Annotated in this window: 13 protein-coding genes and 1 tRNA gene; 4 read left to right on the top strand and 10 right to left on the bottom strand. The window is 55.5% G+C overall.

The features are described from left to right. Window position 1: 1 nt before the first annotated feature. From tmk to ACR0BA_RS05885, 3 genes are read right to left on the bottom strand one after another with little or no spacing between them, the layout of a single operon-like run. Entirely contained in the window at window positions 2–628 is a 627-nt protein-coding gene (tmk, locus tag ACR0BA_RS05895) for a dTMP kinase (protein ID WP_170434764.1), read from the bottom strand. Continuing rightward, window positions 625–1,791 carry a D-alanyl-D-alanine carboxypeptidase family protein gene (locus ACR0BA_RS05890; protein WP_480726891.1) on the bottom strand — a complete coding sequence of 389 codons (1,167 nt, stop codon included), beginning with the start codon at window positions 1,789–1,791 and terminating at the stop codon, window positions 625–627. The genes tmk and ACR0BA_RS05890 overlap by 4 nt, the downstream gene beginning before the upstream one ends. Window positions 1,792–1,804: 13 nt before the next feature. Next, window positions 1,805–2,968: an SPOR domain-containing protein gene (locus ACR0BA_RS05885; RefSeq protein WP_480726890.1), complete on the bottom strand. Its 1,164-nt coding sequence runs from the start codon at window positions 2,966–2,968 to the stop codon at window positions 1,805–1,807. Between the two features lie 205 nt (window positions 2,969–3,173). Here ACR0BA_RS05885 and ACR0BA_RS05880 point away from each other — a divergent pair. Then, window positions 3,174–3,263, top strand: a tRNA-Ser gene (locus ACR0BA_RS05880). Between the two features lie 375 nt (window positions 3,264–3,638). Here ACR0BA_RS05880 and ACR0BA_RS05875 read toward each other — a convergent pair. Continuing rightward, a complete protein-coding gene (locus ACR0BA_RS05875) occupies window positions 3,639–5,093 on the bottom strand; it encodes a recombinase family protein (protein ID WP_480727467.1) in 1,455 nt (484 codons plus the stop codon). Between the two features lie 179 nt (window positions 5,094–5,272). On the opposite strand from ACR0BA_RS05875, the gene terL reads away from it, so the two are divergent. From terL to ACR0BA_RS05860, 3 genes are all read left to right on the top strand, one after another. Beyond that, on the top strand, window positions 5,273–6,133 hold the full coding sequence (gene terL / locus ACR0BA_RS05870) for a phage terminase large subunit (protein ID WP_480726889.1): 861 nt from the start codon (window positions 5,273–5,275) through the stop codon (window positions 6,131–6,133). A gap of 558 nt (window positions 6,134–6,691) precedes the next feature. Further along, window positions 6,692–6,898, top strand: coding sequence for a cold-shock protein (locus tag ACR0BA_RS05865; RefSeq protein WP_170382448.1), 207 nt, complete (start codon window positions 6,692–6,694; stop codon window positions 6,896–6,898). A gap of 74 nt (window positions 6,899–6,972) precedes the next feature. Beyond that, window positions 6,973–7,986 carry a fatty acid desaturase gene (locus tag ACR0BA_RS05860; protein WP_170452345.1) on the top strand — a complete coding sequence of 338 codons (1,014 nt, stop codon included), beginning with the start codon at window positions 6,973–6,975 and terminating at the stop codon, window positions 7,984–7,986. Here ACR0BA_RS05860 and ACR0BA_RS05855 read toward each other — a convergent pair. From ACR0BA_RS05855 to ACR0BA_RS05830, 6 genes are all read right to left on the bottom strand, one after another. Next, entirely contained in the window at window positions 7,978–8,226 is a 249-nt protein-coding gene (locus ACR0BA_RS05855; RefSeq protein ID WP_039524390.1) for a ParB N-terminal domain-containing protein, read from the bottom strand. The genes ACR0BA_RS05860 and ACR0BA_RS05855 overlap by 9 nt on opposite strands. Window positions 8,227–8,300: 74 nt before the next feature. Then, window positions 8,301–8,990: a hypothetical protein gene (locus ACR0BA_RS05850; RefSeq protein WP_480726886.1), complete on the bottom strand. Its 690-nt coding sequence runs from the start codon at window positions 8,988–8,990 to the stop codon at window positions 8,301–8,303. Window positions 8,991–10,771: 1,781 nt separating this feature from the next. Further along, window positions 10,772–11,530: an SDR family NAD(P)-dependent oxidoreductase gene (locus ACR0BA_RS05845; RefSeq protein ID WP_170343551.1), complete on the bottom strand. Its 759-nt coding sequence runs from the start codon at window positions 11,528–11,530 to the stop codon at window positions 10,772–10,774. An 18-nt stretch (window positions 11,531–11,548) separates the two neighbouring features. Further along, window positions 11,549–12,370 carry an ABC transporter permease gene (locus ACR0BA_RS05840; protein WP_093962200.1) on the bottom strand — a complete coding sequence of 274 codons (822 nt, stop codon included), beginning with the start codon at window positions 12,368–12,370 and terminating at the stop codon, window positions 11,549–11,551. Between the two features lie 7 nt (window positions 12,371–12,377). Further along, window positions 12,378–13,229 (bottom strand): ABC transporter permease, encoded by an 852-nt coding sequence (locus ACR0BA_RS05835; protein WP_093962199.1) that lies wholly within the window; start codon window positions 13,227–13,229, stop codon window positions 12,378–12,380. A gap of 38 nt (window positions 13,230–13,267) precedes the next feature. Continuing rightward, window positions 13,268–14,431 (bottom strand): ABC transporter substrate-binding protein, encoded by a 1,164-nt coding sequence (locus tag ACR0BA_RS05830; protein ID WP_093962198.1) that lies wholly within the window; start codon window positions 14,429–14,431, stop codon window positions 13,268–13,270. Between the last annotated feature and the right edge of the window lie 33 nt (window positions 14,432–14,464).

Genomic DNA, 14,464 nt, shown 5'->3' with positions numbered 1-14,464 from the left:
ATTACCGCAGAACCTTCAGGACGGTTTCTCTCACATCCACGGCCACGCTGTCCACGTCGCGATTGCCATCGATCACACGGAACCGGTCCTTGAACTCGTCCGCCAGCGCAAGGAAACCCGAGCGCATGCGTTTTTGAAGGGCCGGGCCAAAATCCTCGAACCGTTCTTCGGTGCCTTGCCGGCCCTTGGCGCGGGAGAGCCCGATTTCCGGATCCATATCGATCAGCAACGTCAGATCTGGCTCGCGGCCGATCATCAGGCCGTGGAGTTGGTCCACCAACGCGCGCAGATCTCCGCGCGACAGGCCCTGATACATTCGGGTGCTGTCGGCGAACCTGTCGCAAATCACGATCTTACCCGCATTCAAGGCCGGTTCGATCGTGCGCTCCAAATGATCGCGCCGTGCGGCCGTGAACAGAAGGATTTCGGTTTCCGCCGACCACCTGTCGGGGTCGCCTTCGAGGACCAGACGGCGAATCTCCTCGGCCCCGGGCGAACCGCCCGGTTCGCGCGTCAGAACAACGTCATGTCCGGCCGCCTCGAGGCTTTCGGCCAGCCTGCGGGCCTGCGTGGACTTGCCCGAACCGTCGATCCCCTCGAATGTCAGGAACAGACCGCGCCGGCTCACATCGACTCCAGCGGGGTGTTGATCATGTCTTTTAGGACGATGCCGCCCACGGTCATAAGTCGCACCAGGAACCCGCCCATCGCCACATCCTCGGCTGCGACCAGGGGGCGCCGGATTTCGGGCAAACCTTCGGGCTGGATCACAAGTTCGGCCAGTTGTTGGCCCTTGGCGATCGGAGCGTTGATCGGGCCTTGATACACGACTTCGGCCTGCACGTTCTGATCGCCCAGTACGGGGAACAGAAGGGTGAGGTCACCGTCGGGCACAAGCCCAACCGTCTTTTGCGCGCCCATCCACACTTTGGCCTGTGTTATCGGCGTTTCGGCGTTGGCAACTGTCCTCTCGATAAAATTTCGAAACGACCAGTTAACCACGGCCTCAGCCTCCTCTGCCCGGCGAGAGATGCTGTCGAGCCCGGAAAGAACGAAGACCACCCGGCGATCGCCTTGCTTGGCCGATCCGACAAGGCCATAGCCCGCCTCTTGCGTGTGGCCGGTCTTCAGGCCATCGGCACCGATATCCAGTTTCAGCAACGGGTTGCGGTTGTTCACGTTCGACGGGGCGCGGCCGTCAAATTCGAAGGTTTCCTCGGCAAACAGCGGATAATATTCGGGAAAATCGGTGATCAGCCTGTCGGCCAGCACAGCGAGATCATGAACCGACATCATGTGACCTGCAGCAGGCCAGCCGTTCGAGTTGGTGAAGTTCGAGTGGTTCATGCCCATCTGCCTGGCGCGTTGGGTCATGTAGCGCGCGAAGCCGGCCTCGGTGCCGTCCGGGCTGAGCGCTTCGGCGATCACGACACAGGCGTCATTGCCAGACAGGACGATGATGCCCCGCAGCAGGTCCTCGACCCGGACCCGGTCCTGCGTGTTCAGGAACATGGTCGAGCCGCCATAGCTCATGGCATGTTCCGAGACCGGAAGCGTTTCATCCAGCGTCAGTCGACCTTCGCGCAGGGCTTCGAATGCCACGTAGAGCGTCATCAGCTTGGACATCGATGCCGGTGGGAGCGGTTCATCGGCATTCTTCGACAACAGCACAGTGCCTGTCGTCTGATCGATCACATAGGCCGCGCGCGCGGACGTGTCGAAGGCGTGAACCGGCAGGGCCAGCAGGGCAAGGCCCGCGGCCAGAACAGCCGATTTGAGTGAGGTCAGCATTGGACCCTCCTGTTCAGTTCTTCACGATAAAGGCATCGGTAAAGCCCAGGTCTTTCATATCTCCGAGGATCGCTTTGCGTTCGGCGCGCGTCGTGGCAGGGCCGACCAGTACGCGCCAGACCGACTTGCCCGCCGACTCCAGTTCCAGAACTTCGGCCGCCAATCCGTTCGTGCGGACCTTTTCGGCCGCGGCTTTTGCGTTTGCTTCAACTCCGAACGTTCCGATCTGAACATAGGGTTTGGTCAGGTTCGACGATGCGGCTGTGGCACTGGCCGCCGCAGCCGGCGTCGGCTCGGATGCGTCAATGGCGGCCGCGGCACCTGCGATCGGGTCCAATGGCGTCTCGGTAATTTCATTGGGATCTTTCTTCTGCCACCACTTGCGTTTTTTCTGGGCGGGTGGCGGTGCGACGACCGGATCCGTCAATGCAGCGGTCGCGGACGCATCTGCCGCTTCCTCAATTGCGGGCGCAGCTTCTTCGGCGGCGGCGCTTGCGGTCGCTCCGGCCGCGGCAGCACCGGCGACCACGGCACCGGTGTTTTCAGGTGTCTTTTTCTGCCACCATTTCCGCTTGGCCGGCTTTTCTTCGACCTTTTCGTCGGGCCCGGCCGCTGTGGCTTCTTCGGCTGCGGTTGCTTCGGCGGCGTCTGCAGTTTCTTCGGTCGGGGCTGCTTCGGGTTCCGGCGCAGGCTCCGGCTCGATCGTTTCGCGGCGGAGTGCAACAACCTGCAGACGGGCAGGAGCGCCGGCAAGCATTCCCAGTTTTTCAGCCGCTGCCGAGGACACCTGAAGGGCCGGCCCGGGCAGGTTTCGTTCCCGGCGGAACAAGGCGCCTGTCACGGTTTTGTTGTTGCTTGTGTTCTTGATGGCGACCCGCTCGGGTTGAGACGCGCTGGGGTGCGCCACCCAGATGCCACCCAACGAGGGACGCCCATCCCAGAGCCCGGCCTCGGTCACTTCGAAGACGTCCGGCGCTTCAACATCGCGCTGAGAGCCGCTGGCGACTTCGGGGAACAGTTCCGTGGTGTTGCTTTGGGTCTGCCCATCGTCACTGGCTGCCTCCGAGGAAGACTTGCCTGCGTTCAAAGCTTCGTCGCATCCCGTCAGCGCAGTCATTGCAACAACCAGCACCGCCAACGGCCGCGGTCCAAAGCGTGTCTCTGTCGCTCGCTTCATATTGTGTTATCCCTTGCCTGTAGGGCCTTTGCGTGGCTGGCCCCAACCGCGGTTCGACCGGTTCTTTTGCCGGCCTCCTGCAGTCATCGCGCAAATCATAACCTGCGGGTTGTTTCAAGGAAAGACCGCGGGTCCGGCTTCGGCAAGAAATCCCTCTTTTGGACTTGCCACCAACCGATGTTCGTCCTAGACCGCTGCCTGCGCCGGGGAGGTGGCAGAGTGGTCGAATGCGGCGGTCTTGAAAACCGTTGGGCGTGAGAGCGTCCCCAGGGTTCGAATCCCTGTCTCCCCGCCACTCATACCTGTCTCACTTCAGTTGTATTTTCTGATCCGGAATTGTTACGCAATTCCCGCGCGTTGGCGCATGCGCTTTCAATCAGAGACGAAGCAAACCGTACATTCAGAGGACAATTCAGGCGCGAGTCTCAGTGTCGCATTTTAGCGGGGTCGCTTTGGGCTGGATTTCCCTGATAACCTGCAATTTACAGGGAATATTCGCAAACCGGGACTGACTTCCGTCATTTCTTCTATCAGAACTGTATGTTTCTCAGAGGTTTATGTTGCAAATTCCCTAAAAGGTGGAACAGGGAATTTCCTCGTGCGAACAGGGAATTGTTCAGCCGGATCAGGGAGGGCGAAGTCTGTATCAGGGACGCAGGAGCTGGAGATGTCAGAAGCCGAACAGGCGTTCCTGTTCGGACCATTCAAGTGGGTGGGTCACGCTGACCAGACGCTTGAGTGTGAGTTCGGGCGGCTGGCTCCCGTCGAGAATCGCCGTTTGAATCTTTGGTGAGAGAAAGGCGAGCTGAGCACGGGTGCGGATGAAGGCGTCAGGGACGCTTTCGCGGCGGGCAATCTCCATCAGTTGAACTCCGGCCTTCAGATCACGGGCCCAGCCATGGGCGCGGATCAGCATGGACCGGAGGTGGGGATCAGGTTGGGGTGCCATGTCTCCGGCGATGACCTTGGCCTCGACGCCGCGGCGGCACAGATCGAAAGATGCGGTGACGTGGGTGAGATCCGGGTGCAGATGATCGGCCGCGATGCCAAGTGCGCTTGCCAGAGTTTTGGGGTTAAATTCGAGGTCGATCTGTCCTCGTGCAAGTTTGCCTTTGGCCAGAAGAGCAGCGCCGATCTGACAGCCATGGCCTAGAAGCCGGGTTACTAAATCCGCAACTGAAGTCTGAACTGCCTCGGCTGACCCGGCCTCCGGCTGCGCCAGTACTTGGTGCGCCGCGGCGGCGTCTTGCAAATGTCTGACGATGACATCAATGACCGCGTTTTCCAGCGCTGGGCCGGGCAGTCGCCAGCCAGAGATATCCTTGCCGCCTGAGATCAGTCGATTGGAGATATAGTAGCGCAACCGTCGGCCTTTGCGCGTGGTGTGGGTCGGCGTCAACCGATCACCAGTTTCGTCATACAGCAGACCGGTGAGCCAGGCCCCGGGGTCAGTGGAGTGTTGGCGCGCATCGGAGTCGCCGCGTGCCCGCGAGCGGTTGGAGGCCTGTCGCATTTTTTCCTGCACCCGGTCCCAGATGTCCTGATCGATGATCGCCGGATGTTGTCCGTCCCAGATCTTATCCTTGTGGCGGATTTTTCCGAGATAGACCGGATTGCGCAGCAGGTAATAGATTTGACCCCGTGACAGCGGACAATCCCCCTTCACACTGCCATCTGTCCGAACAACCCGTTTTGACCGCAGGTCTTCTGCCGTTGCCCGTTCTTTTACTTTGCGCAGGCAACCAAGCTCGTCATAAAGCCCAAAGAGATGCCGGACCGTTCTGGCCTCCTCTTCATTCACCACCAGCGTTCTTGCCTTCGGATCGGGGTGGCGATCATAGCCCAGAGGCAGGTTGCCACCCATCCAAAGCCCCTTCTTCTTCGACGCTGCAATCTTGTCGCGAATACGTTCGGCGGTGACTTCCCGTTCAAACTGAGCAAAGGACAACAGCACATTCAGCGTTAACCGGCCCATGGAAGATGAGGTATTGAAGGCCTGCGTGACGGACACAAAAGAACAGTTTGCCTGTTCCAGCCGGTCGACCAGCTTAGAGAAGTCGGCAAGCGACCGGGTCAGCCGGTCAATCTTGTAGACCACCACCATGTCAATACGCCCGGCATCGATCTCTTCAAGAAGGCGCTGAAGGGCGGGTCGCTCGACGGATGTCCTTGACGACCTTCTCGCCATGGCTCTGCTTGGTTCCGGGTTTCTGTCTCATCTCCACTCCTTGGTGGTTACGATGTGCCAGAAACCCTCTCTTATCAAATCACCCTAAACTGACTCATTGGCGCTGACGTCAGACAATGGTTGCGCAACGGTTGCACGAGATGGATCCGCCGGGTTATCTGCTCGAACGCGGGACCTACCGGCATCTGAATCTGCCTGCCATCGCAGAAGGCCATGAGGTGGTTCCTCTTGGGCGTGGAAGGGTCATGCGCCGCAAACCGGGTGATCTCCTGTGCCCGTCCCGTTTGGATCAGCAAACGCTGGATACCAAGCGTCGCGAAATGGGCGCGGCCGTGTTCAATTGCCAGTATCAGCAGAACCCCATTGCTCCCGACGGGTCGCCCTTGCGCTGGGAGTGGTTTGGCCCCTACGAGACCATCGAAGATCGCCGCTGGTTCCAACTGGTGGTTCAGAGCTGGGATACGGGCATGTCGGCAGACCCCCGGTCTGATTTCTCTGTCTGTACAACCTGGGGGTTCCGCGAAAATGCGTGGCATCTTATCGACGTCTGGCGCGGGCAGGTAGACTACCCAGACCTGAAAGCCAAGGCACTGCAACTTGTCGGCCGTTGGGATCCCGATCGTGTCCTGATCGAAGATGCGGCCTCCGGCAAACCTCTTTTGGACGAATTGTTTCGTGATGACCGTCGGCGCTACGAACGCATTAAACCCGACAAGGACAAGGAAACCCGGTTCCAGTCCGCTTGCGGTCCTGTCGAAGAGGGCAAGGTTTATCTGCCTGCAGATGCACCCTGGCTGCCGGTATTCAAACGGGAGCTTCAGTCCTTTCCACGCGGACGCAACGACGATCAGGTCGACAGCTTTGCCCACTTTCTGAACTGGTCCAAGGGACCGGGCTTCTACCGGGCATTGGGCCGCGACCACCGGATCAACATCGAACGTCGGGAGCGTAATCGAGAGAGGGTCAGGCGACGGTAGGATCTCGGAGTTGAGCTTGAAAACTCGTTGAATAGTACTGGGAGGGCCGAAGTCGGACCAATCCTGAGAGCGGCCACAATGACCGCTCGCAACCACAAACCGGTCTAATCGCTAATGCCGTCGGATGACGGCTTTGAGCCCAAACCAACCGATGCTGCCGAAAGCACCAATGTCAGCGATGCGCAGAAACCGGACTTTGCAAAGTCTCGCTACGGCATCAAAACGGACGCTTATAGCTGTCTCGGATGTTGCGGGATAGATTCCCAAAAGCGGTCATTGATCTTTTGTACGGCCTCCCAAGCCGCCTTCGCGTTTGGATCGCAGAACGACAGCGTCTTCTCAACTTGTAGAGTTCTAAGCCAGGCAGGTTCGATTTCTCTGTTGCCCTCCACCGCATCAAGGCTTGTATCGTGCGTACTCGAAGTCCATATACACAAGGCTTACGTTTTTCTTTTTCGACCTGCTGTCTCCCCAATTCGGCGTTCAGTCTTTCGATTCAGACCGACCACGCCGAGTCGCCGCAATAATGCGGGCGGCAAGTATTTGGAGATTTCCACCATGGCAAATGGCACAGTAAAATGGTTCAACTCGACTAAAGGTTTTGGCTTTATCGAGCCTGAAGATGGCAAGCGCGATGTGTTCGTACATATCTCAGCAATCGAACGTTCCGGCCTTAGTGAATTAAAAGACGGTCAGAAGGTTACTTTTGACGTCGAAGCTGGCCGTGACGGACGCGAAAGCGCCGCCAATCTGGCACTCGCCTGACCTTTTTTAAGGGCACCCTTTTCGGGTGCCCTATTGAACAATGGGCTACAATAAGCCATTGGAGAACAAGTAACTTGCAACCTAAAGACTGGACGCGGGTGCTCGCGCAATACCGTGTTGCCGATGCGAAGCGCAGTGTTTTTGAACTTGCGATCACAGTTGCTCCCTTATTTGCGCTATGGGCCCTAGCGTGGTTTGCGTTATCTTTTAGTGTCTGGATCGCAATACTACTGGCCATCCTGAATGCCGCGTTTCTGGTCCGTATCTTCATCATTATGCATGATTGCGGTCATGGATCTTTCTTTAGAAGTCGCACTGTTTGCAATTGGACCGGTCGGGTTCTAGGTGTTCTTGCCCTGACACCCTATGACGTTTGGCGGCAAAGCCATGCGATTCACCACGCTTCAACCGGTAACCTTGATCGGCGTGGTATGGGTGACATCCCTACATTGACCACTGAAGAATACCTGAAGCGGAAGTGGTTCGGGCGTGCCGCTTATCGTCTGACCCGGAACCCCGTCTTCCTGTTCGGTGTTGCGCCGATCTATACGTTCTTTATTCAAAACCGTTTACCTCTTGGTTTCATGCGTTCGGGCTGGCTGTACTGGGCAAGTGCGATGGGAACAAACGCTGCAATTGCAGGGATATTGGCCCTAGTTTTTTGGGCCGGAGGCATTGAGGTATTATCGTATGTTTTCCTACCAACCATGATTGTCGCATCATCGATTGGTATTTGGCTTTTCTATATTCAACACCAGTTTGAACACACGACCTGGGAACGGGAAGAGGGGTGGAACCTTCAGAACGCCGCATTCTATGGAAGTTCTCACTATGCCCTACCAGGCATCCTGCGGTGGTTCTCTGCTAACATCGGCGTACACCATGTTCACCACCTTGCCAGCCGCATACCGTTTTACCGGCTAAACGAAGTTTTGCGTGACCATTCTGCGTTAGAAAATTGCCAGCGTATTACTCTATATGAGAGCTTTCATTGTGCACGATTGCATCTTTGGGATGAAAAAAGTCAACGTCTGCTGACATTTTCCGAGGCTTTGTCGAACGCCAATTCCAAAAGGCATTTAGTGTAGTCTGGCGCGTACCAGATAGGCTTCGACCGTATCACCGCCCAGGGCGCGAATGGCCTCTAATCGGTGAAGGCCTTCAATCAGCACGAACCTCTTGTTGTCCGAGCGTATTTGGATCGGGGTCTTCTGGCCGTTCTTCAGGATATCTTCGGCCAGCGTCAGAACTTTTTGTTGATCAAGCGTTTTCGCCCGTTTCACAGGTACATAGATCAGGTCGAGCGGATATGGTCTTTTCTCCAACATAAGCTACGTGAGCAACCTTTCGTGCAATTGTTCCGGTTCAGAGTTCGTTGCAAAAGCGGGGGTTGGAACGTGCGTCATAGAACCGAACGAACAGCGTCGCGCAGTTCCTGATGCATAACCCAAGTGGCTGGCTCATCGTCACTTTCGATGTGAGAAAACGCCAGGACCTGAGCGGCGCCATCATTCTGCACCGATCCGGCTTCGGGTAGGTCCAGTTCCAGATATTCTGCGATCAATAGTCCGATTTTCTTAAAAACCTTGATGGAGGCCTCGCGCGATTTGTAACCGGCCGCCTGAGACAAATGACCAATGGTCAGACCGTCCTTGCCTGCGATTGTAAGTGCTTTGAGCATAGTGACCTGCGCAGGGGTGAGCCTAATCTGTCGCAATGCCTCGGCATATTCTCTTTCACTGGGAACGAGGGTGCCGGAGTTTCTCTCCAAACGGCGTTGACCGCTACGTTTCCTGTCTCGTTCACCGAGAATTTCTTTTAATGCTTCGATGGCCAATGCTGGTGTTTCGCCGACTGCATCAGCAATCATTGTCTGCGTTTTAGCCGGTGGCTTGGGGAATGCGCGCGCAACGCTGTTACCGCTCAGGATGCCGGCCTTAATCAAGTACTTTCCAAATTCTTCTTCAATCACTTCTGCTACGTCAGCGTTCCGCGACTCACGAACACTGCGATCCTGAAATGCTCTTTGTTCCAGACCACGAGCTGACATCTTTGAACCGTGAAGGGTTACTTGAGGGGCATTTTTGCGCATCAGAGAAACACCACCACAATTATGGTCGCAACAAACGCCAATAACGCGATAAACATCTTTACTCTGTAGGACCAGCGATGCGCCCTTTCGGCCTTGAGCATTTTGCCAAGGTTTTCGTCAATCGAGTTATGGTTCACGGCTTGGTCCTTCCGGATTTGTCAGGCGATATTGATTTCCAGCGAACTTATTTTCGCGGCATATTTTCGGCGCACTTATCGTTCTGTCTTGTGAACGGCCGATTACATTCCCAACCATCACCTCTTCGATTCAAATGAGCGTTGGAAGGGACTAGGATCGCAACGCAACTGTCCTGGTTTGCGCGAAAGCCACGTTCACATTTCCATCCAGAGTAGGTTTCAGGCGCAAGGTATGCATGCTGTGGAACGGCCACAGGCTCACAGCCGCTCTCCGCTGCCCTGTACCCTCTGAGGCATACCCACCCATCCGAGCTTCTTTTGTCGCTCAGACGACCGTTTTTTGGAACTTCTATTGCAACACATGTTTGGCTTTCCTTACGAAATCCCCAGTTGCAGTGTATTTCCTGTGCGCCAAACCGGGTTCCGACGTACCCATTTTGAGGCGCTATCAATTCTTCGCATCTTTCACCGACTTGTCGGAAGAGCCGATTGCACTCCCATCGATCTCCGGTCGATGCAAGATATGCGTTTTTAGGAACTTCTATTTCCTCACAAAAATCTCCAACACGCTTGAATCCATGGTTGCATACCCAACCTGGACCATAGGAACTGCCGGTCAAATGCGCATTTTCAGGTGCGTTTGCTCTTTGACACGATCCGTTCTTGTTTTCGAAGCCTTCGTCACAGACCGATCCATCAGCATTGCCTGCGACTTGGGCGGGAAGCTGCGTTCCGGAGAGCAACACCAAGAGTGTCGGGATCAAACAAAGAACGCGGCGCGAAAACACGATGAGTGACTGATTGAAACGGAGCCTGAGACCTGATCTATCCGGCATCGGGCACGCGATTTATAAGCCATGTTCTGTTCATACGGCGCCTTCATTGATGGGTCACGCGATAACTGGAGCATGTCAGGTGACAGTTGCGAATGCTTGCGAGGAACGAGCTCAACGCGAAGACCCCAGCGCGACCCGTTCCTATGCTGGGGCACATGCTACAGTTAGTCTGAAGGCCATTGGATCATCGAAGCCGGCAGCATCGCGACGACGAGTAATTTTCACCAATGCACGTTTGTGGTCCTTTGCCAGAATAGAGTCAAGGAAGTTTCCCTCGTCGCAACGCTAGTACTGCTAAGGCAGGTGTTTGTGAAACAAGCACGTGACCAAGTAGCCTGGTGAACCGCCGAAAGAAGTTACTTGGCATTAATCTGTTGTTGTAGGGATTTGGGGGCGGAGCAGCAGCGAATGGCAGCTTAAGTCCGCGTCTCTCTTGTCGAGCCTGAGTGCGGCGACAGAGCGGTACGTGATCAAGGTTTCCTCGTGGCTATGAATGACTGGCCTGACGTCATCAGCAGCAACGCATCGACATTCGTGCCGCTCCTGTGAACTGATGCTGCGCAAGCACTCGCGGCGCGAGCAAATGGTTGATCTGCTACGCTTCTCGGGAATTGCAAAGTCTAATTGCGAATGTCCGTTTTGGGCTGTCTGCGGTCCTTTGGAAAAAAATGCGGATGGCAGCGTTGTCCGCAATGCAGTCTTTGAGCGTAGGTGAGCGAACGTCTGCCTCGAGCCCAAAGCGGACTGAAATGTGCTCGCCAAAATGAATTGCGGCGATAGACATTCTCTTGAGCGGTCTAACCCATCACTAAATGCATTCACCGCCATCGATAACCAGGGCTTGCCCCGTCATAAAAGCGGATTCATCTGAAGCTAAATAGACAATCCCATGGCCAATCTCTTCAACTGTCGCCCATCGACTCATGGGGATCGCCTGCTCGATGTAGCTTTCCAGTTTGGCACGGCCTCCCATCTGCTTTTCGAAGCCTGCATTGAAAGGGGTGTCTACAAATCCTGGACATAGGGCATTGAAACGGATTGCATGGACAGCGTAGTCGGCTGCCATCTGCCGAACCATCGCAACAGCAGCGTGCTTTGTAGTCGCATAGGCGATCATACCCCGGTCATATTGAACCCCAGAATTGGAGGCCGTGACGATCACGCTGCCTCCACCTTGTGATTTCATATGGGCGACGGCTGCACGCGCGGCAATGAAGTGAGCGCGGACATTCAATGCCCAAGAAGCATCCATTCCATCTGGTTCCACTTCTTCCAGCGTTCCTTCGATCTGCAACCCAGCGTGAGAGTGCAACACGTCAAGCCGACCGAAGTTTTTAACTGCTTCGTCTATGGTTCTGGTAAGGGCATCGTCATCGGTCACATCAAGCTGTATGGCAGATGCTTGATTTCCCTGCGCTACGATCGCGGCCACAGTGGCTTCAGCAAGTGTTGCATCGCGATCGGTTACCACAACATGCGCACCCTCTTGTGCCATTGCCATTGAACCCGCCCGACCAATTCCTGATCCCGCGCCCGTCACGAGCGCGACCTTACCTGCAAGCCGCATGTCACTTGGCTCCTTTATTTAATTATTCGATTTTGAGGCGCCTCGGCGCAAAAGCAGCTGCGCTGCTACGAGCAACAAGAGCGACGCGCCCATAACCATAGTGCCGATGGCATTGATCTCGGGTGTTACGCCGCGCCGGATGGATGAGAATATGTAGATTGGCAGGGTTGTTTCTGAGCCAGCTACGAAGAACGCGATGATGAAATCATCAAATGAGAAAGTGAAGCTGAGCAGGAAGCCTGCCAAAATTGCCGGTGCTATCAACGGCAGGGTCACCTGTCGAAAGGTGCCCCAGGGTGTCGCAAAGAGGTCAGCCGAAGCTTCCATGAGCGCGCGGTCCATACCCGATAGCCTTGCACGTACGATGATTATGACCAGCGCCATTGTGAACATGGTGTGGGCGGCGACAAGCGTGGGCATCCCCATGGAAAGTTGCGGGGGATTTGCTCCATCGGGCCATAGGCTTGCAAGAAGCGGGTTTAGCCAGCCGAATACGGTGACCAGGGCAATGAGTGTCGCGATGCCGATGACGATACCGGGTATCATTATCGCAATATAAATCATCGCATCAAACAAAGTTCGGAGCCATCCCTTAACCCCTTGTAAAGCGATGGCCGCCATGGTTCCGAGAGTGGATGCGAGGCAAGCAGTTATTAATGCCGCAAGCAGACTGGTCTCGAGCGCGTCCATTACAAATGGGTTGTTCAGCGCTCTACCATACCATTGGGTCGAGAACCCCATGAACTGGCTTGCGTGTCGTCCGGCATTAAAGCTGAAAAGCGCGATGATGCCGATTGGAATATAGAGAAAAAGGTAGACGCAAATCGCGTATAAGCGCATCGGACCCTCACATCAGCGAGACATCTTCGCGCTGGCCACCCAGGCGCGAGATGAATTTCATGTAAATTGAGACAGTGACAAGCATTACGACAACCAGAGTCATTGCGACCGCCGATCCGTACGCCCAGTTCCGAGACTGCAGGAACAGGTCCACCAGCGCATTTCCGACGAAAAAGACCTTTCCGCCGCCCAAGATCGCTGGGATCAGAAACTCGCCCATCAGCAAGATGAAGACCAGCATGCAGCCAGTTGCGATACCAGGTACCGACAAAGGAAGTGTCACCTGACGGAACGTACGCCATGGGGTAGAGCCGAGATCAGCCGATGCTTCCAGAAGGCGTTTATCCAGTTTGTCTAAGCTTACAAAAATCGGGAAAACCATCAGAGGTAGATACCCATAGACAATCCCGACAAGCACAGCGAACGGCGTATTTATCAGGCGGATATCATCGATGCCGATCGACTCCAGTAAAGCGGGCAAGCCACGCCCCCCAAGGATGAAAATCCAAGCGTATGACCGGATCAGGATCGATGTCCAGAACGGCACGATCACTAGGATCAACAGCGAAGTTCTCCACTTTGGTGAACAACGCACTGCAAGAAAGTAGGCGAGCGGGTAGGCAATTACCAACGCAGCGATAGTCCCCAGAGGTGCAAGGATCAAAGTGTTCTTAAACGCCGTCCATCGCGCAGGAAGGTTGGCATATTGTTCCAACGTGAACGCTGGAACGTAGCCTCCGGCGGCACCCCGTTCGCCAAAGGAAAAGACGAAGACGACCAGCAGAGGAAGGGCTAGCATTACCAAAAGCCATATTCCTGCTGGAGCCAGCAACAGTGCTTTTCTGCCTCGTTCGGTCATTTTGTCCTCGTCTTTTCCGATATTGGCGGCCTTGCCGCTTAGGCCGACTTGAAGCGGGCGAGCAACTCGGCACGGTTTGGATCGGTTAGTGTAGCCGCCGCGCCGAACTCGAGTGCATTCAGAAGGTCAGCTGCCGGATAAAGGATCGGATCTTCCAGTAGTTCCTTCGGCAGCAACGCATTGGTGCGAGCATCAGCCGATGGATAGCCGTGGGCGAGGACTTCTTTCGCATTAACTTCCGGGTTCAGCAGGAAGTCGATCAAGGCATAAGCGGCATCCATATGGGGTGCGCCCTTAGGAATAGCGTAGTAGTCGGACCAGAGTTCACCGCCCTCAGTTCCCAGAACGTAGGCGATTTCAGGCATGTCGACATTCATCTGCTTGCCGTCACCTGTCCAGCACATCGTCATCCAGGCGTCACCGTTACGCATCGGTGGCTGATAATCCGACGAGATTGCAAACAGATGCGGTTTGGCATCCAGTAACAATTTCTCGGCATCCGCCAGTTCCTTCTCATCGACCGAGTTGAAGGAGTAGCCGAAGTATTTCAGGGCATTACCGATGGTGGTGAGTTGGTAATCATGCACCATTGTCCGGCCTGAGTAACCTTCCATAGTAAGGTCCCAGAACTCTTTCCATGTGGTTGGAGTCGGAGCGCCGTCAAGCTTGCTGGTGTTCACTGCAAAGCCAGTCGTGCCCCAGTTTTTTGGGACCGCGTAAAGCTGGCCATCGACAGAACCGGCATCGGAAAAGCGCTGTTCGAATGAACCTGCGTCGTAGTTTGGCAGTTTGGACGTATCGAGCGGGATGATCAGATCTTCACCCACATACGTAGTGATCGTGTAGTTGGTTGGAACGAAAACGTCCCAGCCAGACCCTCCAGCCTGTAGTTTTGCCAACATCTCTTCATTCGAGCCAAAAACATTGACCTGAACATGGGCGCCAGTGGCTTCCGTGAAGGCTTCGAAGTTCATCTCGTCATGGTAGTTCGGCCATGTGGCGAGGATCACTCGGTCGCCAATGTCCCCGGCAGCAAATGCCGGGCGTGGACGCAACCCAGGAATGGCCGTGCCCAGAACGGCCGTTGCCATCCCAAGACCTGTCACGCCTAAGAAATGTCGCCGTGTAACCGAACCCTTTTGGTACCGGCGAAGCTCTTCCATGAACTTTTGCTTGGAAATAGTCCCATTATCCTTGGTCATTGTGAACCTCTCTGTTGTTGGATTGCGGGATTT

The organism is Ruegeria sp. CI5, assembly GCF_056536885.1.
The sequence above is the reverse complement of the archived record's forward strand: the minus strand, read 5'-3'. Positions and strand labels throughout refer to the sequence as shown.